Source organism: Sphingobacterium pedocola (assembly GCF_015209965.1).
GTDB classification, from domain to species: domain Bacteria; phylum Bacteroidota; class Bacteroidia; order Sphingobacteriales; family Sphingobacteriaceae; genus Sphingobacterium; species Sphingobacterium pedocola.
Genome location: NZ_MU158690.1, coordinates 1,031,300 through 1,051,086 on the forward strand (window position 1 = coordinate 1,031,300; position 19,787 = coordinate 1,051,086).

The following is a 19,787-nucleotide window of genomic DNA, read 5'->3' on the forward strand; positions in this document are numbered from 1 at the left end:
ATCCGGAGAGCCTGAAACCGTCATGGAAATGATCACCTTATTTTTCGATCCGATCATGTTATCTACAAAATAGATCTGTATTCGGAGAATATTCCACTAAGTAAAAGCTCGCTACCTCTTTGAGATTACCTGTCTTGATTATTATGAAGAGGCGGGTATCCGGTGTTAACTTGTGCTGCTTGAGGGGATGGGTTATTTCTCCGGAAACTTCTCCTTATAGATGATTGTAATAGGACTGGTCTGGATCGTCTCCCTACTATGGTTCAGTAAAGAAAGTTCGAACTTGATTTTTTTTTCCATTTGGGAACTTCACTATCCTGTCGATATCTTCTGCCAATACAATATCGCGAAAGTATCCAAATCTATCCCACTTCATATCACAGTAAGTTCCATCTTCTATTTTTACCTTCGCTGCCCTTTATAACCTTTACACTAACCATTAAAAGAATGCGAAAATTACGCAACAGGGAGAGGTATGTCCTGTTCTCAAAGAAAAAAGACAGTCCATTACAAGGTGAGATACCTTTAAATAAGGCCGGGAAAAGTGTCTCGATAAGTACAACAAACGAAAAATCGGCTCAGGAGACGATCAATTGCGCACGGAAGACAAACGCATCAGCACCGCAGACAGTATGATGGAGAAAGCCGGAATTCTCTCTGGCAGCGTAAACGAAGCGATGGGGCGTCGAAGCAAACGCATTAGCATCGCAGACAATACGCTGGAGTGCTCAGGAAGTCTCCCCAACAGCACAGGCAAGACGATGGAATGTCGAAGCAAACGCTTGGAGCAAGCAGGAAGTACGATGGAGTGTGGAGGAAGTCTCCCTGACAGCACAGGCGAAGCGATAGAATATCGAAGCAAACGAACTAGCACTGCAGGCAATACGATGGAGTGCGGAGGAAGTCTCCCTGACAGCACAGGCGAAGCGATGGAATATCGAAGCAAACGAACCAGCACTGCAGGCAATACGATGGAGTGCGGAGGAAGTCTCCCCTGCATCGCAAACACAGCGATGGGACGCCGAAGCAAACGGCTCAGTACTACAGACAATACGCTGGAGAGTACAGTAAGTCTCCCCAGCAACGGAAGCAAGTTTCTTTGTAGCGCAGACAACTTCCTACTGTGTGCAAGTGATTGCAATGAACTCAAGTTAAAGAGATATAGTACTAATTTAACACCAATTAATAAAGAAAGCACAAACCATTCAAAATGGATAATTTACAAGAATAGATTTACCTTAAGTTTATTCCTCGGGATTCTTGGGGTTAGACACGAGCGAGATGCTCACACTAGATGGGTTCGTCTTTGTCGTAGAAGTATAATCAAGTTCGCTTTACTACATTTTTAATCAGCTTTTTAAAAAAAAGCTAATATTTTTAGTTTCGAGTCTATTTCACTATATTTGTTTTGGTAACCAAAAAGGTAATTATGAGTCAACTATCTCGCAAACCGCCTAAACAGAATGATGAACTCCTCAAAGGAGCATTCGAGGAGAATTTCCCTGATTTTCTGAGGTTTCTTTATCAGGATGCCGACGTTATATTCGACCTTTCCAGAAAGATTGAGTTTATGGACAAGGAGCTTTTGGCAATCGTACCCGACAGGGAGCGCAAGAAAGGCAAACGGGTTGCCGACCTGTTGGCCAAGGTGTTTCTAAAAGATGGTACTGAAAAACGCATATTAGTGCATACCGAGATTGAGGGAGGTCGGCAGGAAGATTTCGCATTTAGGATGTTTCAGTACCATTATCGGTTGCTCGATCGCAATGAGGGGCCAGTGGAAACAATTGCCGTGTTCACGGGAGACAAGACTCAACCTTGCCCATCCGAGTACCATCACCGAGTAATTGATACACAGATACACTTCCAATATCGAGCCTATCACATATTCGGTCACAGCGAGACCGAGTTATTGGCAATGGACAATGCTTTTGCATTGATCGTATTGGCTTGCCAAAAAGCTTTGCTAGAAGGCAAGATCGCCGATAATGAGCTGGGCGAGGACCGTCTTACAATTGCTAAGGCATTGCTGAAACACGAATACGACCATGATCGCATTATTAGTTTTCTTGTTTTTCTAAAAAACTTTTTGTACATTAATGATCTAGAAATAAATCGTATATTTGATGAACATGTAATACAATTGTCAGGAGGTACAATCAATATGGGTGTTATAGAAATTGTAAAAAAACAGGAAAGGCAGCATGGTGCTGAGCAAAAAAGCCATGAGTTTGTTGTGAACCTTATGAAGCAAACGGACTTTGATGATGCTAAGATCGCGTCATTAGCTGTAGTTTCTGTGAGCTTGGTCAAGAAAATTCGTACAGATTTGGCCAAAAAGAAGATTTAGAAATTTTGGTAGATTGAAAAATAAAACTAAAAAAGTCGAACAACCTGTTCGACTTTTTTAGTATATATTACTTTTGCTGAGTAAGCTTTTCTTCTAATTGAGCAATATATTTCCGTTGCAACAAAAGTATCTCGTCATTTTTTTCTATCAACTTATCTTTTGAATTCAATTCACCCACTAGAGTATTAATCTTTTCCTCCCATTCTTTTACTTTTAAATCACGGAAAGTTTTAAACGGCTCATCTTCATAATAATAATCGAGAAAGTCATGGTCTAATTGTTCGCTAATTACTTTTAGTAATTCAATATCTATTGTAGACCTTTTATATATGTTGGCTACAGCTTGCTTAGTTCTATTGATTTTATCACCAAATTGCTTTTGGCTTAACCCCTTGGAGGTAGCGACCTGTTTGATTATTTGCCCTATCTTTTCTTTCATAGAACAAATATGGTAGTTGATAGTATGTATAATTACAACCTATCGAACCATATAATTTGTCAAAAAGTTTATTTTATTTGTCGATTGATAAAATGTTTTTATATACTTGTATAAGTAAATGATTATAACGTGTTCAATAATTAGTTTGAAACTAATTGGTGAATAATATATTAGCCATTTTACGGCTTTATAAAGATACAGTTGGTCCTCCCCAGGCAAAAAAGGAAGCCAACTGGATCGGGTGAAGCCCCATGTCGTGCATGTATTAATTTTATTATAAATTTACATGATAAGCGGCATGGTGTGCTCACTCGTTTTTCCGAACTTGCCTGGGGAGGAGACGAGCAGAGGCCCATGTCGCTTATTTTTTTGGACCTCTCGCTCTTTAAATAGAATAAAAAGAGTGAGTTATGAAAAAACAACTTTACAAAAACCTCATTAAATCTCCGGTTTGATAGGGTAATAGCCATTTTATGGCTATTCACTATCTCACTGCGTGGCGCCCGCACATAGATAGATTTTTTCAAATAACAAAATTATGAATATTGTAAATCTACATATAAATGAAGCTAATATACAGCTACATAAGGCGCTTGTTTGCCCATATCCCAACCCTTTTAGAGGTTGCCCAAATACAACATGAAATATTCTCGCCTGCAAATCAAAGGCATAGACCGGTATTACCCGGCAGGTATATCTTATTGACGATTTTTTGTTTCATAGTGTTTAGTGATGCCCAGGCGCAGTCTGCTGGAGAGCAGGCTGTGGAGGGGCTGAATGATATCCGAATTCCCGAGGGCGGTATCGTCATTGGCGATAGTCTGCCTGAAGCCTTTTGGGAACAGGAACTCCAAGTTATAAATCATCCACAAGGTCTTGCCAAAATCAAGCTTTCCGACTATAGAGACAAGCTGCTTGTACTGGATTTCTTGAATACGGCATGTGTGCCATGTATCGCGTCAGTAGATAAATGGCACCAGCTCCAGGAAAGATATCGTCAGGAAGTAGTGGTATTACCGGTCCATCTTTACGGAGATAACCAACGGATAGGCCCCTTTGCCAAGGAAAAGGGCTGGACATTGCCCATAGCAGTAGGTAACACTGCGGATACGATAATCAACCGGCTATTCTATTCCTATAAAAGCTTCGGCCAGGTGTGGATCCACGACGGACGTCTACTGGCTATTCCGCACCATAAGGATGTCACGCCGGAAGTTATTGGGAAGGCGCTGCGAAGGATACCGCTGGGCATTATAATGAATGATTTTTTGACCTATTTTGACAGACGCTATACGGGAGGAGCCGGTGATGAGCAGAGCAAATAACATATTAGTCGCAGTCTTCATCTATATACTGCTAAGTACACAAGCTAATGCACAATTAAGGGGTACGGTATATTCCTCGGAAAGCCAGGAGCCCCTGCATGAAGCTACCGTGCAACTGCTGGGCAGCGGTAGGTCAACGATGACCGATAGGGAAGGGCAATTCAGCTTCGTCGTGGCTATGGCTCCCGATACATTGCTGGTACGCTACATCGGATACCAACCTAAAAAAATATCTGTCGGTAGCGTCATGCGTGATATCTCAGTTTATTTAGAAAAAGAAACCAATGCAATAGAAGAGGTCGCAATAAATACCGGTTTCTATAGTATTCCCCGCGAACGGGCAACCGGATCCTTCACGCAGGTCGACAACGGGCTGCTTAACCGGTCCGTCGGCGGTAACATCCTGCAACGTCTGGAAGGCGTCGCATCGGGAGTACAGTTTGTCAATGCCGGAGGTACCGGAGCGTCGGATATCCGTGTACGTGGACTGGCAACCATACAGTCCGATGCATCACCCCTGATCGTCGTGGACAATTTCCCGTATGAAGGCGATATCAGCAGCATCAATCCCAACGATATCGAAAACATAACCATATTGAAAGACGCAGCGGCGGCGAGCATATGGGGAGCAAGAGCGGGCAATGGTGTCATCGTCATTACGACAAAACAGGGACGCTATAATCAAAAGGGGCAATTGTCGCTGAATAGCAATGTAACAATCGGACAGAAGCCTGATCTGATGTACAACCGCAATAGATTGCCTTCAGACGTAGTGATGCAGATCGAAAAGGAAAAATATGAGCATGGGGGATATTACCTGTCAAATGTGCAGCAGGTGCCATTTCCAGAATACGTCGAAATGCTTATCGCGCTGGAAAATGGAACCCTTAGCCAAGAGGATTTTGCCCGGCAGGAGGCAGTTATGAAAACGACCGAGGTACGTAAGGAAGCCATGACCCACCTTTATCAGCCTTCTGTTTACCAGCAGTATGCGCTGAATGCAAGGGGCGGTGGAGAACGTTTCACCTACTTCGTCTCAGGAGGATACGATCGGAACCGCGCAGATGTGATCGGTAACCATAATGAACGGATCAACCTGAATATCCAGAATACATTTAAGCCGGCTAAAGATTTAGAATTTAGCACCGCACTGTGGTACAGCCAGCAGAAAGCGGTCAACAACGGCATCGGTCTGAATGATCTAAAAGGGCATGCAACGCATGTTGGACTCTCGCCTTATACACGACTGACGGACGACGGTGGTGATCCACGGTCGATCATAAAGGACTACCGGCAGACTTATGTAGATGAGGCAGAAGCACAGGGTCTACTGGACTGGCAGTACAGGCCGCTTGCAGAGCGGGATCTAATTGACAGACAAAGTAATGCGGAGGAACTCCGCGCAAATGTAGGTGTTCGATATAATTTTTTGGATCACTTTAACCTTAATGCGACCTACCAGTATATCAAAGGTAACAGCGGCAGTACGACGGCGTATGATAAGGATAGCTACTACGTCCGTAATATGGTAAACCGCTTTACGCAACCGGATGGTTCAAGGATTATTCCATATGGGGGAATCTTTCAGCAAGCGGGTCCGTCAGCATCGCGTAGTCATTCAGGTCGTGCACAGCTCAACTATGAGCAAAACTTTGGGTTAGATCATCAGATTTATGCACTGGCAGGGACGGAGGTACGTGAATTTGCAGAACGCAGTATGCCCGGCAGCACGTTGTACAACTACGATCCTGAATTGATGACGGGTGTTACAAATTTTAATTACACGGAGAACTACACCGTCCGCCCCACGTCGCGCTCCCGCATAAATGCGCCTTCGAATTCCAATCTGCGGTTTATCGATCGTTACCTGTCCTATTTTGCCAATGTAAGTCATACATATAGAGAAAAGTATATTCTCTCGGGATCCTTGCGATGGGATGGGTCCAATCTATTCGGCGTTAAAACAAATCAGAAAGGGACGCCCTTGTGGTCTGTGGGGGGGAGCTGGGAGATATCAAAAGAAGACTGGTTCAGAACAGAAGTTATCGACTATTTACGTTTTCGGGGTACCTATGGTAGCGCTGGAAATGTAAATAAGACCGTAAGTGCTTATCCTACGATTTATCACTGGGGCAAGCATTGGATTTCGCAGCTTCCGTATAGCACGCTTACTTCTGTTGGTAATCCTTCACTGAGATGGGAGCTCATAAATACGGCCAACCTAGGGATGGACTTTAGAAGTAGGAACAATAGATTGTCCGGAAGTGTAGATTATTATGTTAAAAATGCCCATGACCTGATCGGTCAAGATTTACTGCCACCTAGCACTGGGATTTTTACGGGCGGGGTCGCGGTTAACTCTAATCTGGTAAATTATGCAGACCTAAAAACAAAAGGATTGGATGTACAGCTGAACAGTCGAAATCTTTCTGGAATATTTACATGGAATAGTACGGTATTGATCAATTATGTAAGTAATGAAGTCAAGGATTATGCGACCCAAGATGTTTTATCGATAGGGTATTATGCGCAAAACCCGGCCCCACCACATCGGGGAGTTTCGCGTGATATTATGTACGCTATGCCGTGGACTGGACTTGACCCGTCAACGGGGAATCTTCATGTTCTGATAGATGGAGTGGCATCAGAAGATTACCGGACTTATTATACGTCGTTCAACGTCGAAAGTTTGATCAGAGCCGGCGTAACGGTACCGCCCTTGTATGGTTCTCTAAGAAATGAATTCTCATGGAAAGGCATCTCTATTTCCGCTTTGCTGACATTTAAGTCTAATTTTGTATTCCGGCGAAAATCAATAGACCCTTCATCAATAACAGATGCTCATCAGAACTATCATCTAGACTATTTGGACAGGTGGTTGATGCCGGGAGACGAAAATTTCACGAATGTACCAGCTCGATTGGATACATACGATTCTTATCGGGCTCAATCATATTCATTCTCCAAAATATTGATCACCCGAGGTGATTTCATTCGGTTACAGGACCTTAACGTGTCCTACATATTTTCCGGATCTTCAATAAAAAATACTGGATTTAAGAATTTAAGGTTGTTTGGGTATGCAAGGAATATAGGTATTCTCTGGAAGGCAAATCGACATGGAATTGATCCGGACTATGTGGATGCTGAGTATGTGCCACCTTTACAAGTGGCGATCGGTGTTCAAATTGGATTCTAATTTAATAAGATCAGAAATGAAAACGAAATTACTTATATATTGTATTGCCGCATGCGTATTCGCTGGATGCGGTAAGGATTTTTTGGACATCAAAAGGGTGTCAAACCAGACGGTTCCTGTTTTGATTAGTGATTATCAAGCGATATTGGACAATTATGACGTATTCAATCAGGTCAATGCATTAGAATTAGCATTGATTGGATCGGATGAGTATACTATTTCGGATGTACGATACAATGCATTAAGCCAAGTTTATCAGAAAAACGCTTACATATGGTCGGCAGGAGATATATTTGAAGGTGGAGAGAGCAATGATTGGAATTGGGGGTATCAACAGATTCTCCATGCAAACCTTGCATTGGATGTCGAGAAGATATCGCCGAAGCCATCCGATCAAGCTGAGTGGAATGCGGTTAAGGGAACAGCGCTTTTTTATAGATCACTTGCCTTCTTTCAGCTAGCTGAGATATTCTGCAGGAAGTATGATCCCAATAGTGCAAATAGGGATATGGGTATTCCCTTGCGCTTGGATTATGATATCCAAGTGCGGACGGGAAGGGGGACTGTGAAGGAGTTGTATGACCAATTACTTGCTGACTTGAAACAGTCAGCCGATTTATTGCCGGAAAGGTCCGCACATAAATTTAGACCCGGGAAAAACACGGTATATGCTTTATTAGCACGCGTGTATTTGCAAATAGGAGATTATGAACGAACGGTTCACTATGCAGAGGAAAGTTTAAAAATTTATGATGAATTACTTGACTATAACTCGTTGGATGAAACGGCTACTTTCACTTTTCCAGAAAATTACGGTGAAGATAATCCGGAAGTTATTTTCTTTCAGAGAGCTAACGTCACAATCATAAATTCAGCAAGGCTTAATGTTGTTAGGCATATCTTGGATTCCTACGAGGCAACAGATTTACGAGCTAAGCTGTATTTTACAAATCACGCTGATAATCGTGTTTCGTTTAAAGGATCTTATAGTGGACCATCTGGATATTTCGTAGGTATAGCAGTCGACGAACTTTATCTAATCGCCGCCGAATCAAGAGCCCGTATGAATAATCTAATGGAGGCTTCTGTGTGGTTAAATAAATTATTGATAAAAAGGCACAATGATTCATTTGAACCTTTACAGATAGCTCAGCAGAAAGATCTTATTGATAGGGTTCTTTTAGAGAGGCGGAAACAACTTTTTATGCGCGGCCTGCGATGGTACGATATGAGACGGTTTGCTGCCGATCCGGGGCAATCCGGTATTTATTTTCGTATTGTTAATGGAAAGCGGTATGAATTGACGCCGACGAGTACTCGATGGGTTTGGCCGTTGCCCCAGAGTGAAATAGAATTGGGTAGACTGCCACAGAACGAACAATAAATAATTAGGTCTGTCCTAGCAGACAGACCTAACTGTATTGGCCCTGTTTAAAAATTAACTTTAATGACTAGTTTTCTTGCGAAAAGCGGCTCGATCCTACTGTAACTTCTGCAAGGTTTTTTGCTTCAGATACAGTTGAGGGCATATCCGTCTCTTCGGGATTGAAATCGAGCTGAATAGCACAGATTTCGCCCGATGTCTCGTCACATGGATTTGTTGGCGTTCCTCCTGGGTAAAGACCAACAATATGCTGGTTCTTTTCCGGATCGGGATCGGTTCCAGACTCAGTCACTTGATACCATTGCGGGCCCAATTTATACGCTGCATTGGTCCAAGAGATCGCAAAGAATCCGGCAACTGCCAACGCAACTAAGGCGCCCTTGTCGAAGTTTTTAAATGTTTTTACCATAATATAAAAATTTAAAAAGATTAGCGTGTTCTGATTTCATCAGGTCCATCACACGACCTGCTCCATGGCATTCCGAAGGCTTATGCCAGAGGGAGAATCCGTCGATGCAGGTAAAGCCTAGTCCCTGCTCACTAGCGCTGTCAGATTAAGGCGTCATCCTCCTTTCTGCGGGTTCTGCGTGAGACGTCATCGCGCAGCCTGCTGCTTTGGGCCAATGCCAATGTTACTGTTCCGACTGCTATAAAGAGCAGGTTGAATGCTATGTGTTCCAAATGTCCCATATTACGCAGGATTCCGCCGCAGGCACAGGGGATCTTGCCAAAAGCGCTGCCGACAGCTAGGGCAAGGTAGAGCGTAAATGTGCTGAGCAGCAGTACAGACAGCTGTATACCGCGCTTTACCGTCTTGCGGTTAATCAATAGGTAGACAATTCCTAGTTCCAAAAGTGGGATCAGCGCAAAGAGGATATCCGCCATCCAGCCCGGAAAGGGTTGCAGTTGCATTTCACGTTGGCTCTGATCCCAATTCCATAGCTTAATGGTTGCTGCATAACCCCAAAGAAGGATAAAGCTATACTGGGCTATTGTTAATATGTTTCTCCGTGTCTTCATTATTCCATTTTTAAGTTTTTACTTATCGTATACGAATAGGGAGCCGCAGATTGAAATTCTGCTCTGCGACCGCCTATTTAAGCGCGTGTACTACCTATCTCGTTCGCTTACATTTCAAAAGTATAGCAAAAGGGAAAGCAGATAGGGGGACAGAATTTTGGGTTCCGATTTCGTTTCTGAGCAATGAGCGGGGGGTACTGTGCCGAGGGGGGAGATTTTGGCTATTTTTGAAGGTAGCAGAATGCGCGTCGTTTTCTTTGTTTTTGATAGCGTATGCCTAGTTTTTGGAGAAGATTTTTACCCTGAAAAGGGGGGGAGCTAGGGGGAGTCCCCTACTTTTTTAAAATAATTTGGAATTTTATGGAAAGAGCTACTTAAAATCGTCTTCCAGAAATAGGGTCATTTCCTTTAGTTTTCGAATTACAAAAGGGGCGTGTGGAGCCAACTTATCCCGGTCGTACCTGTTCAGGCTTTGAAATGTAAGCGCAGTACCGCTCTCGGTACGTATATTTGTAGCTACAGCTTTCGCGGAATCTTCTTTTCTCGTTATTGGAAAGAGGTCTGCGGCACAAAACGCATGGAAAAATAGCTTAGACTGATGTCCGTTTAGCCGTAAGGGAATAAACGGATAGAGACGCTGCATTTCATTTCCGTCTGCATGCTTTACCCGCTTTTTTTGCATCTGTAGATAATCCCACATGTGTTCCAGCAGTGGCTTGTGGTCAAGATGGTAGGCCAGCTGGTTCGCGTTACCGTACTGCTTTAGCTCCGACTCTAGGCGGATTAGGCCCTCGTGTACCGTACCCTGCAGATTGGCAGCGTCGAATTGTTCGTTCTGCTTACTTTCCCAACGATTGTAGAAGCCCATATAATTAAAATTTAGATTGACCAGGAGCGTTATAAAGCGATCGGTCCAGGGTTTGGATCGCTCGTCATCGGCCATAGCTTCCAGTGCACCGAGGAACCTGGGTAAGTACGTACGGTGGCTATAATGCAGTTCCGGTATTTTACCAGGGTGGAAGAGGCTTTTCATCGCGTAATCTAGTTCATCGAGATAAATATGAGGTATGGACTTTTTATGTAGCTTATCGATAAGATCCGGTAGCCGCCTGGCGACTTCATCGTGGAGGACCTGCTGTTGATAAAGAGGCAGCGTGCTGCAGGATTTGATATAGTGGCCATAGCGGTGTTCGAACTTGCACAATAGATCGTGCAGGGCACCAGATACCTGCAGCAGATGGGGTTTGCCCCATAGCTTATCGATGATCCGGGTTAAAAAAACATAGCATTGGTTGGCATCCTGCGCAGCCATGTCTAAACTGGCACATTGCCTGTAAACGGCCGACATGTCCGAAAGCACCTGGTTGCACAGCGTGTCTACCGATTCTGCTGCTACGGACAGATGCGTTGCTTCGACCGACACATGTTGGTCGACGGCTTCTTGCAATATGGATAACGTGGACATCATCTGTGGCGGGTATGGATATCATCGTGGTACCAGATCGCTGCCCAGGCCATGGTGTAACTTAACGGCTGATGAAGTATGACATATTTAAACGAGTGAAAATTAATTAACTTATCGATGGATTCCGGTGTCCATAGTAGTAGTAAACCTATGGTGATTGTTTGTATTATGTATTTTTGTGTTCTCATATGCTTTGTTGTTTATGCGCAAATTTGTTATCCGCAGATTTGCCTTTTATTGTATTTGATAAATCAAAGGTAGAGATGAAAGACACGCTGGTGGTAGTTAAAATCTGGCAATCGTTTTTTTGTGTAAGCGGAATTTTAACTACTCCTGATCGGTCGGGTCGGACGGAGAGGCGGTACACGCAAGTCGAATTCCTCGGATGCATGATCACTAAATGGCGGAACACGCTTCTGGAAAACCCGGCTGCAAAGGAGCAAGATATATCGGGTACGTTTCATGCAGGCAAGATAGACCATAAAGCGATGCAGATACGGCGAACAAATGCACAAGCGTAATGAATTACTGCATACAGTAGGTGAATTAATTCACAAATGCCATGAATTAATACGTTATAGCGGAGACCGAAGGGGGGCAACAGACTACCAATATCTGCAGTAACAGCACAAGGAGCCATTTTAAATGCTAAGAATCTTTTCGAATAACCCGAATACAATATTTTCAATCAATCCGCCTGCTTCGCTACCAGAAGCAGGCTTTCAAAATCTTGCCCAGCTGCTCCAAGGCTAAATAGTTTACCCACAAATATCTTACTATAAATGATCAGACAGCGAGGTGGCATACACATTCCCGGATGCGCAAGTCGGTTCGGTCAGGTCCCTGGTGGAAAGATCAGTGCCGGTTTGCATGACCTGCGCCGCAGGATGACGGATCCAAAACAAAAGGTCCTTTTATAAATCTACTTTCAAATAGCCCATACCCAAAGTGTATTCGATATTTAAATGAAATAAGTCTTGAACCCCTTTAAGAACAATAGTCCGTCTTACGGAACGTAAACAAGCCTTTTGTACAAGAAGCATCGGAAGGGACCATCTTTAGCGCTTGTACGATGTGCCTCCGATTGTGGTAGATCACCACCCTAAGTGTGTCACCTAAGCGCAATTTTATCCACTTCGAGATAGAGATCGAAGTCTTGACCTGGGTTAGGTCGACTTTTCTGGAGGTTTCCAAAAGTTGGAGTAACTGTTCTTGCTGGTGTATAAATTTATCCAATACTGAGGAATCTAATGAGGTCTCTGCCGGATCCATCGATTTAAAAGTCTTCATTTTGTTGAGACGTTCTTTAGGTAGCATGCTTTTTGCAAAATAATTACCTAAAACACCTGGTTTGAAAACAGCCGAAGGTCGACTATTTGCATTATGGAGCCGAAACTCAATTTCTGGGATGTAAAAATCTCCGTACCGGTTCAAGTGTTCCACACATTCCAATATATTCCAACCACCAGCATCCGGCTTACGGTTTAGCACATCTTGCGGCAACTGTTTGAATGATTGTATCTCCTGGATATGCTGCTGTGTAAGGTATGTTAATTCTGTCAATAGTTTGTCAACGTATAGCATGTCTGTTTTGTTTTTGACAAAGCTCAGGTATTCTCTGCATATAATGATTGATTGAAGTCAAGATTTTTTCAGGCGAGACAATGTCTCAGGTGCCATTTTCAAGTACGAGGCAATGTGTTTATGTGGAATCCGATGAAACAGTTCCGGACTTCGCTGCAATATCCGTTGGTAACGATCCTTCGGCGAACTGGTGAGCAAATCCTTTTCGCGTTCCAATTGTTGGAGCACAAGCTGTTCGAGGATATCCTGCCACAATTGTCTGTTCGTAGGGTCTCGCATAATGAACGATAGGCAAGCGGACCTGGAAATCAACTTCACTTCGGTCTTTTTGATTGCTTGTATAAAAAAAGCGGACGGTCTCCCACTGATAAAACTATCCAATGCGGTAATAAAATCACCAGTATATCCAAATCTAACAATATGCTCTTCGCCGGCATCCTGCATACAGACCTTCAAGCTACCCGATACGACGTAGTACAGGCTTCTTTCCACCGAATCGTATTCAGTGAGATACCCATTCCTTTCCACAACGATAGTCTTTTCCCATACGTTGAGGTCTTCCATCCTGTGGTAAAGTTCACTTGCGAAATCCATTTTGTTCTTTTTTCAAAATGCTCGAAGATAACGAATAGTTTGGGTATACAATAAAATGGCATTGTGTTTTTTTGATATTAATTACACTAAAAGCATCTCTCATAACGATAGTGGATTTTATCGATATATGCCATATACTATGTAATTCTAAAGGCATGTCTATTAGCTGATCTTGATAATTTGTATTCGAAACCAAAGTCCCGTTTTGTATAACATATCTGAAACGCTTGGCTAGAGGATAGGTTCTTGTCATTTTTTTAGGAATTATATTAGTTCTTATTCAAAAATGCCCTAACGATACGATTGAGTTCAGTGGCATCGCCGAACTGCTGAATCAACCGATAAAGATAATCACTTTTCACACGCCTATAACTTTCCGCATGCTGGGCTTCTGACCACCCATTTTTAGCGATTTTGAAGGCTTCGGGATGATTGCTGTGCAATCGAATAAGTACGTTCGCAATTTGCTCTCGTTCCACATCGGGAAGCCTGTTGCTCACCAACACCGGACCTAACGGAATTTTAGGTGACCTCCAGACTAATCTAATTGGTCGATTGGTGCTGTCGCGAATAAAATCTTCGTAAGCGATACTGCCAATAGCACCTAAATCAGCTTCGCCGAGCGCTATTTTTTTAGCTGTTTGCTGATGAGTTCCAGCGTATGCGATTGACTTAAATTGCTGTTCAGGATGCGTAATGCCGAGTGCTGATAATGCGATCCGTGGTACAAGGTTGCCAGATGTCGACCCTTCGCTGACCAAAAGTAGCGAGCGTTCAGCAGTATTGAGAGCCACGTCATTCGAATTCGTAACAACCCCTCCTTCAGGTGCGATGAATATGCATCGATAGTTGTCATCGGTGGCATCATCCAAAGTCTGCCACACGACTAGTGGAACCATGCTTGGCTGTGCCAGTGAATCTGCTGCTAACAATAAATATCCGAATGTGTTGATGAAAGCCACATCGACATTGCCTTGTTGGATAGCGTCCACAAGTTCACCGACAGAGGGATAGCTTACAACTGTTGCTACCTGTCCGGTCGCTGCCGCCAATAAATCAGCGATCGGACGGATGTTGTCCACGCGACTGTTCTCCGCATACCGATAGGTCGCCACGCGCAATTGTGCAACGAGTGGTGTAGCAACTAAACAGTACCCGATGAGTAGTAAATAATTAATCCGTACCATATTGTTGTAAAGCCTTCACCAATTCCCGATACTCCTTCCGTGTCAACCCAGGTCCATCGGTGATTTCCCACAGGGCATGTTGTATCATGTCATAAATCACCTGCCAATCCGGCATCTCATAATCGGGCTCAAATACATCCCAGGGATTGTAATGTTGCGTAAGTCGTAGGCCCGGGTAGTCTTTCAGCAGCTCCAATAGCTTGCGGATGTTCGGGTCATCGGTAACTACACTGGGTACATACATGTCTTTGCCGATGGGATAGTCCTGTGTGTCCCACTGCTGGTTTTCCTCCCAAGGAAACGCCATGGAAGCATTGAGACAGCCCAAGCCGATGTACACCGTAGTCGTGTCTGCGGGCGTACCGACCTCTACATACGAGGGCGGCACCTGAACGCGTACCGTTGACGTCAGGATGCCGTTCTGCGTGCGCCCTTCGTGCTTAAACAGGCAAATCAAGCCACCAGGCACTTCAACAGTAACGCTCACATTCAAATTGTTGACAAAATTCACATCGGCATAAAACGTATTCATGCTGCCATAAAGCAATCCAAGATCCGGGTCGAATGGCTTGTTTGGTCTCGCCACCACTTCTATCCCTTCGGGCAGTTGCCACGGCACGCCCCCCGGGATGCCGTCGGTATTCCCAATACCCGGGTTATTTTTCGAGGATGGGATAACAATATCCCAATCGTTTCCTTCTTCCAGCGGATCGGGTACTGCCGGCCCTTCCCCCTTACTGCAACCGACGGTGAGCCAAAGGGCTACTGTATAAAATATCCATTTTTTCATTGTTGAATTGCTATTGTATTTTGATAAATTCTACCCGTCTGTTTTGCGTCCTGCCCATCGCTGTTTGGTTGTCGGCTACCGGATCTGTCTCGCCCTTTCCATCGGTCTCCAGCCGGCCGCCATCAATCTGGTATTCGGCTTGCAGCGCCTCGCTCACCGCCACTGCTCTGCGTCCGCTGAGGTCGATGTTGACGTTATCGTTACCTACGGCATCGGTATGACCGACAATACGGACACGGATATCCGGATGCTGCGCCAGTACCGCGGCAATGGCTTTCAGTACACCGGCGGATTCTGGTTTGATCGTCGCCGATCCCGTATCAAACAAAATACCTGTCGTGCTGAACTTGCCTTCTTCCACCAACTTATGCCGGGTGTCGGGCAGTCCCTTGGCGATCTTTATGTTGCTGAAATATACGCCAATCTGTTCATCTGTGTAAGGGCTGCTATCCAACCCGAAAAACAGTTGGTTAAATACGCCCGCTTTGGGGCTGCCTTTCGGTACATCGTATAATTTCTCGCCATCCACCCAGATGCGCAACCGTTCTTTTTGCCCTTGTATGGCGACGTGTGATACACGCCCGTACCATTGGCGCACCAATTTATTCTTAGTGGGCGGACTGTTGAAGTAACGGGAATACTTTTCGTAGCTCTCAAGCGCGAGGTTTCCGGCATCCGTAAGTGGAGAAACGGCTACATAAAATGATTTCTCGCCTTTGGGGTCGGACAACAACTTGTTGGAGGTTGTGGATTCAGTACCAGATGCCAACAGACCAAATTGAAACGACGGCGGAAGCCAGCCTTTGAAATCAATTTGTACCACCATATCGAACTCGACGGTGAAATCAGGTCCAAATGACTTTTCATTATCCGTTAGAACGACCGTGCGCTGCGCCATGCGCAACCATTGGCCCGGGACATCTCCTAGGCTAACGATTACCGAGCTACCATTGCTATTCCATCCGGTAGGCAGCTCACCGATGGCTTCACCGGAAAAATCGTTGACATACAATACCGAGTCGCCAGGAATAAAATCATACTTGCTGAACGCCTCGATGGATGTTTTTTGATGTCCGTTGATGTCATTTCCCGATGTGGTATGTTGTTGATCTGTCGACGACTCGCCTTTAGCTGGCGAAGCATTCCCTTCCGCTGTCGCGGATTCGATAGCTTTGTCGATGCTTTTGGAGACGGCCTTGTCGGTTTCATTCAGTACTTTCTGGGTAGCGGTCTGCTCTACGCGCCCCTTGATCTTCCTGAGAATGGACTGCGCAGCCAGCGGCTCAGTACCGAAAAATGCTGCAAAAGATATCATGAACATTAAGCCCCTTATCGATATATGTTTCATATAATATTGAAATTGATGTTTCAAAATTAGCAGATCGAACGGGGTAGCGCCTTTCGTTTCGATAAACGGCACATTATCGGCATGAACAGGCCATAGCTTCGATGAAAATTGAGATTCCTCTTATCGTCTGTTTCCAGTATTTTATCGCCGCTATCGGCGGTTTGTCGAAATAGACGAAAGTAATTATTGGTAATCGCCGATACTTGCATAAAAAAGCCTATGAGTTCCATTAAGTTAACGGTATATCGATTTGCATTCATGTTGCCACTCTTGCTGGCGGTCTCCTGCAATAAGGACGCGCAACCACCTGAAGAACCTCACCCCGTTTTCGGCGAGCCGGTAGTTAAACCCAAAGGAAAGCCTATTGGCGATGCCGTTTCGGTAGAGATCGGACCCAATGGTGGCGTCCTTTTGTACACGGATATGGTACGACTGGAGATCCCGCCCGGCGCCGTGGACGAACTTACGACGTTCGGCATCCAACCCATTAGCAATACATTCGACGAGACATCCGCCAGCCCAGCATTCCGCTTGACCCCGGAGGATAAGTACTTTAAGAAACCCGTTGAAATCTCGTTTTTGTATGATCTCGACGCGGAGGGCAATTCTGGAACACGCATGGTGGCTTTCCAGCGGAGCGACGGGGTATGGTGTGGTAGCTCTACGGAACTGGATGCTCCTCAACGACTGCTAACGGTTGAAACGACACATTTCAGCGATTGGGTGTGGTTTGACCTCTTGTCGCTACGGAAAGATAAAGAATCAGTAGGTGCGGGTGAAACGGTCAACCTGAAGTTGCTGGAGCAGATACTTGGCGAACTCATGCCGGCAAACCACATCGATAGTGTTCCGTTAGCGGCAATGGACGATATCGGCTTGTCTAAGGATTTGACAGTGAGCGGGTGGAAGATTATCTCCGGTCCTGGATCACTATCGCCGAAAATCAACACGAAGCTGGTGCTCGGTGACGCGGTTTACACAGCCCCGACAACCATCGAGAGCGCTACGGATGTAGAAATACAGGTCGAAGTGGAAAGCAAGAACGGTTATATCAGCGACCGTAGCGCTCCCGGCGGTCGGCGTAAGTTCGGGAAGTTTATTTTATTGACTACCATCCGGCTCGTACCCGAAAATTTCGTTCAGCTCATACTGAATGGGGTAGAGCAGGATCTATCCCAAACTGGAAACGATGCTAAACTTGTCAATGGTAATGCATACATACGGTTAGGTGGAGATGAGTCTTCAATAAGCCTGACCCTACAGTGCTTTGGTACCGGCCCCGGCACCTACCCTGGTGGCACTGACGGAGGGGAGGCCACGCTGTACTTTGTAGAAAGTATCGGTGAAGACAGACGCTTTTTCAATAATTTTTATCGCACCTGTGAAAACGGTTATATCTATAATGGAACGGCAACGCTAACCACTGTCGGTAAATACGTGGAGGGTTCGTTTTCGGGCCAAATCTTTCCCGCTAATGTACAAAACTGCGAGGTTCCGGAGCCGACAACCGTGGAGTTTCATTTCAAAATGAAACGAAACTGACGCGTATAATAGTACTTCACGAACCACCAACACAAACGCGCGCCGTTCATATAGAAATATCCAATAGCTACAGAATTAAAGATTTGATCTGATGCAGATAATGTTTTCCTACCCGGATTTCCTGTCCATTTTCCATAATAAGGAAAAGCCTGCCGATATCCCGGTGACAGGCATCGATGTGCTCCAGATTGACGATAAACGATCGATGCACACGCATAAACCGGGATGGATCGAGTTTTCGTTCTATAGATCCGATACCGGATGAACTTACAAACTCACCCCTGTCTGAGTAAACCACTGTATAGTCACCCGCAGCTTTCAGGTATCGAATATTGTGCAGTGCGATACGTCGCATCCGTTCACCATCTTCCACGAAAAGATGCGTCCCGTGGAATGGCGGGGTGACAGTTCGGTCAACCACTTTTTGCAGAGCGGCATCGAGCCTTTCCGCCGCAAAGGGTTTTAACAGGTAATCTAGCGCATGGTGATTAAATGCTTGCAAGGCATACGATTCGTTCTGAGCGGTATAAATAACCTTTGGTAGATGATCGGCCTGTTGGAAAAGCTCAAATGTGCGACTGCCCGCCAATTGGACATCCAGAAAAAGTACGTCGGGTTCCAGCGCGTTGACATATTGGACAGTCTCACGGCAGCTTCCACATTCGCCAATCACGCGAAATCCAGAATGGCTATCAATATGCCGCCTGATCTGTTGGCGGTGTGCCGATTCACTGTCAGCAATTAAAATGGTATTCATTGGATTTTTTTAAGTTTTTCGGCCTATCTCTACGTGATTATAGGCATAATACAAAAGTAGCCGAACAGTCTGCCCAAATTCATCGAATTATTGCGGGGAAACATTTTTACGTAGTACTACGTAAATCGCTTTGGGTATTCGACTATTCTAAGTAGTACTACGGTATTCATCTCTTCCGTAGTCAACCCGGAAGCCATCACACCTCCACTACCTACCTTTACGCTGAAAATTTAAATGTATCAATGACATGAAGAAATCTACACTATACCTTGTATTCGCCGCGCTGGGCAGTAATCTGGTTATTGCGGCAGTTTGGCATAAAAGCCCAATCAGGGAAATCCCTAATTCTCCGTTCGGAAACCACTACTGGGCGGTCTCTTCTGCAACTATCGAACCGGCTTTAGATCTGGACACGGATGGAAAGCCCGACTCGGATCTCCGCGCATTGGTGCCGGACTGCGAAGGCGACGACGCCGACAGGTACCTTGAGGATGGCACTATCGTGACTGACCGGGGATCGAAAAGTTGTGACATTGATGAAGAACGGCAGGAAGAGACGGGGACGTGGTCTTATGATCCAAGCACGCGGACCCTAGTGATGGAAAAATATGATGGTAGCCGGCCGGTACATGCGCATCTGGAATCGGTATCGTCAACACAAATTATATTTATCAGTCGGCATTCATCAGCGAAGGGCATCCACACAGTACGCACCACACTGAAAGTTAAGGAAAAAAATTAATGCGTGTAACATTTCAATTGTTCTTTTCGTCTTTATGTGTATATTTATGTATAATACCATA

19 protein-coding genes are annotated in these 19,787 nt (G+C 44.9%); 8 read left to right on the forward strand and 11 right to left on the reverse strand.

Translation table 11 applies throughout. The features are described from left to right. The first annotated feature begins 632 nt into the window (after positions 1–632). Together C4F40_RS14355 and C4F40_RS14360 are read left to right on the forward strand one after the other, a co-directional pair. The gene (locus tag C4F40_RS14355) at positions 633–1,349 is read left to right on the forward strand and encodes a hypothetical protein (RefSeq protein ID WP_196940070.1); all 717 of its coding nucleotides are present in this window, start codon (positions 633–635) and stop codon (positions 1,347–1,349) included. 80 nt (positions 1,350–1,429) lie between these two features. Continuing rightward, positions 1,430–2,350, forward strand: coding sequence for an RpnC/YadD family protein (locus tag C4F40_RS14360; protein WP_196940071.1), 921 nt, complete (start codon positions 1,430–1,432; stop codon positions 2,348–2,350). A gap of 67 nt (positions 2,351–2,417) precedes the next feature. Here the strand turns inward: C4F40_RS14360 and C4F40_RS14365 are convergent, their stop codons facing one another. Continuing rightward, positions 2,418–2,789, reverse strand: coding sequence for a helix-turn-helix domain-containing protein (locus tag C4F40_RS14365; protein WP_196940072.1), 372 nt, complete (start codon positions 2,787–2,789; stop codon positions 2,418–2,420). Between the two features lie 563 nt (positions 2,790–3,352). Here C4F40_RS14365 and C4F40_RS14370 point away from each other — a divergent pair. Genes C4F40_RS14370 through C4F40_RS14380 form a run of 3 tightly spaced genes read left to right on the forward strand, consistent with a single transcriptional unit; the run spans position 3,353 to position 8,697 of the window. Next, positions 3,353–4,114, forward strand: coding sequence for a TlpA family protein disulfide reductase (locus C4F40_RS14370; RefSeq protein WP_196940073.1), 762 nt, complete (start codon positions 3,353–3,355; stop codon positions 4,112–4,114). Beyond that, on the forward strand, positions 4,098–7,313 hold the full coding sequence (locus tag C4F40_RS14375; protein WP_196940074.1) for a SusC/RagA family TonB-linked outer membrane protein: 3,216 nt from the start codon (positions 4,098–4,100) through the stop codon (positions 7,311–7,313). The genes C4F40_RS14370 and C4F40_RS14375 overlap by 17 nt, the downstream gene beginning before the upstream one ends. Before the next feature lie 16 nt (positions 7,314–7,329). After that, positions 7,330–8,697, forward strand: coding sequence for a RagB/SusD family nutrient uptake outer membrane protein (locus C4F40_RS14380; RefSeq protein ID WP_196940075.1), 1,368 nt, complete (start codon positions 7,330–7,332; stop codon positions 8,695–8,697). Between the two features lie 67 nt (positions 8,698–8,764). On the opposite strand, the gene C4F40_RS14385 is transcribed toward C4F40_RS14380, so the two are convergent. The 4 genes from C4F40_RS14385 to C4F40_RS14400 all read right to left on the reverse strand — a co-directional run bounded on the left by C4F40_RS14385 (position 8,765) and on the right by C4F40_RS14400 (position 11,370). Then, positions 8,765–9,106: a hypothetical protein gene (locus C4F40_RS14385; RefSeq protein WP_196940076.1), complete on the reverse strand. Its 342-nt coding sequence runs from the start codon at positions 9,104–9,106 to the stop codon at positions 8,765–8,767. Positions 9,107–9,246: 140 nt separating this feature from the next. Next, positions 9,247–9,717 (reverse strand): MauE/DoxX family redox-associated membrane protein, encoded by a 471-nt coding sequence (locus tag C4F40_RS14390; RefSeq protein ID WP_196940077.1) that lies wholly within the window; start codon positions 9,715–9,717, stop codon positions 9,247–9,249. 370 nt (positions 9,718–10,087) lie between these two features. After that, positions 10,088–11,185 carry a hypothetical protein gene (locus C4F40_RS14395; protein WP_196940078.1) on the reverse strand — a complete coding sequence of 366 codons (1,098 nt, stop codon included), beginning with the start codon at positions 11,183–11,185 and terminating at the stop codon, positions 10,088–10,090. Further along, positions 11,182–11,370: a hypothetical protein gene (locus C4F40_RS14400; RefSeq protein WP_196940079.1), complete on the reverse strand. Its 189-nt coding sequence runs from the start codon at positions 11,368–11,370 to the stop codon at positions 11,182–11,184. The genes C4F40_RS14395 and C4F40_RS14400 overlap by 4 nt, the downstream gene beginning before the upstream one ends. A 75-nt stretch (positions 11,371–11,445) precedes the next feature. Here C4F40_RS14400 and C4F40_RS14405 point away from each other — a divergent pair, with 75 nt between their 5' ends. Next, entirely contained in the window at positions 11,446–11,703 is a 258-nt protein-coding gene (locus C4F40_RS14405) for a hypothetical protein (protein ID WP_196940080.1), read from the forward strand. A 466-nt stretch (positions 11,704–12,169) separates the two neighbouring features. Here C4F40_RS14405 and C4F40_RS14410 read toward each other — a convergent pair whose 3' ends face one another. From C4F40_RS14410 to C4F40_RS14430, 5 genes are all read right to left on the reverse strand, one after another. Further along, positions 12,170–12,766 carry a DinB family protein gene (locus tag C4F40_RS14410; protein ID WP_196940081.1) on the reverse strand — a complete coding sequence of 199 codons (597 nt, stop codon included), beginning with the start codon at positions 12,764–12,766 and terminating at the stop codon, positions 12,170–12,172. 57 nt (positions 12,767–12,823) lie between these two features. Continuing rightward, positions 12,824–13,360: a Crp/Fnr family transcriptional regulator gene (locus tag C4F40_RS14415; protein ID WP_231390074.1), complete on the reverse strand. Its 537-nt coding sequence runs from the start codon at positions 13,358–13,360 to the stop codon at positions 12,824–12,826. Positions 13,361–13,629: 269 nt separating this feature from the next. Beyond that, a complete protein-coding gene (locus C4F40_RS14420; RefSeq protein WP_196940082.1) occupies positions 13,630–14,547 on the reverse strand; it encodes a phosphate/phosphite/phosphonate ABC transporter substrate-binding protein in 918 nt (305 codons plus the stop codon). Next, positions 14,534–15,133 (reverse strand): hypothetical protein, encoded by a 600-nt coding sequence (locus C4F40_RS14425; protein WP_196940083.1) that lies wholly within the window; start codon positions 15,131–15,133, stop codon positions 14,534–14,536. The genes C4F40_RS14420 and C4F40_RS14425 overlap by 14 nt, the downstream gene beginning before the upstream one ends. A 214-nt stretch (positions 15,134–15,347) precedes the next feature. Further along, on the reverse strand, positions 15,348–16,685 hold the full coding sequence (locus tag C4F40_RS14430) for an OmpA family protein (RefSeq protein WP_196940084.1): 1,338 nt from the start codon (positions 16,683–16,685) through the stop codon (positions 15,348–15,350). Between the two features lie 219 nt (positions 16,686–16,904). On the opposite strand from C4F40_RS14430, the gene C4F40_RS14435 reads away from it, so the two are divergent. Continuing rightward, the gene (locus C4F40_RS14435) at positions 16,905–18,227 is read left to right on the forward strand and encodes a hypothetical protein (protein WP_196940085.1); all 1,323 of its coding nucleotides are present in this window, start codon (positions 16,905–16,907) and stop codon (positions 18,225–18,227) included. Between the two features lie 67 nt (positions 18,228–18,294). Here the strand turns inward: C4F40_RS14435 and C4F40_RS14440 are convergent, their stop codons facing one another. After that, entirely contained in the window at positions 18,295–18,984 is a 690-nt protein-coding gene (locus C4F40_RS14440; RefSeq protein ID WP_196940086.1) for a LytR/AlgR family response regulator transcription factor, read from the reverse strand. A gap of 247 nt (positions 18,985–19,231) precedes the next feature. Between C4F40_RS14440 and C4F40_RS14445 the strand changes: the two genes are divergently transcribed. After that, complete coding sequence (locus C4F40_RS14445) at positions 19,232–19,726, forward strand: hypothetical protein (RefSeq protein WP_196940087.1); 495 nt, start codon at positions 19,232–19,234, stop codon at positions 19,724–19,726. Positions 19,727–19,787: the final 61 nt, after the last annotated feature.

Bases quoted from the DNA above. Each gene is read 5' to 3' on its own strand.
- C4F40_RS14435 (WP_196940085.1), top strand. From the start codon at position 16,905: ATGAGTTCCATTAAGTTAACGGTATATCGATTTGCATTCATGTTGCCA.
- C4F40_RS14360 (WP_196940071.1), top strand. From the start codon at position 1,430: ATGAGTCAACTATCTCGCAAACCGCCTAAACAGAATGATGAACTCCTC.
- C4F40_RS14370 (WP_196940073.1), top strand. From the start codon at position 3,353: ATGAAGCTAATATACAGCTACATAAGGCGCTTGTTTGCCCATATCCCA.
- C4F40_RS14415 (WP_231390074.1), bottom strand. From the start codon at position 13,360: ATGGATTTCGCAAGTGAACTTTACCACAGGATGGAAGACCTCAACGTA.
- C4F40_RS14420 (WP_196940082.1), bottom strand. From the start codon at position 14,547: ATGGTACGGATTAATTATTTACTACTCATCGGGTACTGTTTAGTTGCT.
- C4F40_RS14440 (WP_196940086.1), bottom strand. From the start codon at position 18,984: ATGAATACCATTTTAATTGCTGACAGTGAATCGGCACACCGCCAACAG.
- C4F40_RS14355 (WP_196940070.1), top strand. From the start codon at position 633: ATGATGGAGAAAGCCGGAATTCTCTCTGGCAGCGTAAACGAAGCGATG.
- C4F40_RS14400 (WP_196940079.1), bottom strand. From the start codon at position 11,370: ATGAGAACACAAAAATACATAATACAAACAATCACCATAGGTTTACTA.
- C4F40_RS14380 (WP_196940075.1), top strand. From the start codon at position 7,330: ATGAAAACGAAATTACTTATATATTGTATTGCCGCATGCGTATTCGCT.
- C4F40_RS14375 (WP_196940074.1), top strand. From the start codon at position 4,098: ATGAGCAGAGCAAATAACATATTAGTCGCAGTCTTCATCTATATACTG.
- C4F40_RS14385 (WP_196940076.1), bottom strand. From the start codon at position 9,106: ATGGTAAAAACATTTAAAAACTTCGACAAGGGCGCCTTAGTTGCGTTG.
- C4F40_RS14405 (WP_196940080.1), top strand. From the start codon at position 11,446: ATGAAAGACACGCTGGTGGTAGTTAAAATCTGGCAATCGTTTTTTTGT.
- C4F40_RS14430 (WP_196940084.1), bottom strand. From the start codon at position 16,685: ATGAAACATATATCGATAAGGGGCTTAATGTTCATGATATCTTTTGCA.
- C4F40_RS14365 (WP_196940072.1), bottom strand. From the start codon at position 2,789: ATGAAAGAAAAGATAGGGCAAATAATCAAACAGGTCGCTACCTCCAAG.
- C4F40_RS14390 (WP_196940077.1), bottom strand. From the start codon at position 9,717: ATGAAGACACGGAGAAACATATTAACAATAGCCCAGTATAGCTTTATC.
- C4F40_RS14395 (WP_196940078.1), bottom strand. From the start codon at position 11,185: ATGATGTCCACGTTATCCATATTGCAAGAAGCCGTCGACCAACATGTG.
- C4F40_RS14410 (WP_196940081.1), bottom strand. From the start codon at position 12,766: ATGCTATACGTTGACAAACTATTGACAGAATTAACATACCTTACACAG.
- C4F40_RS14445 (WP_196940087.1), top strand. From the start codon at position 19,232: ATGAAGAAATCTACACTATACCTTGTATTCGCCGCGCTGGGCAGTAAT.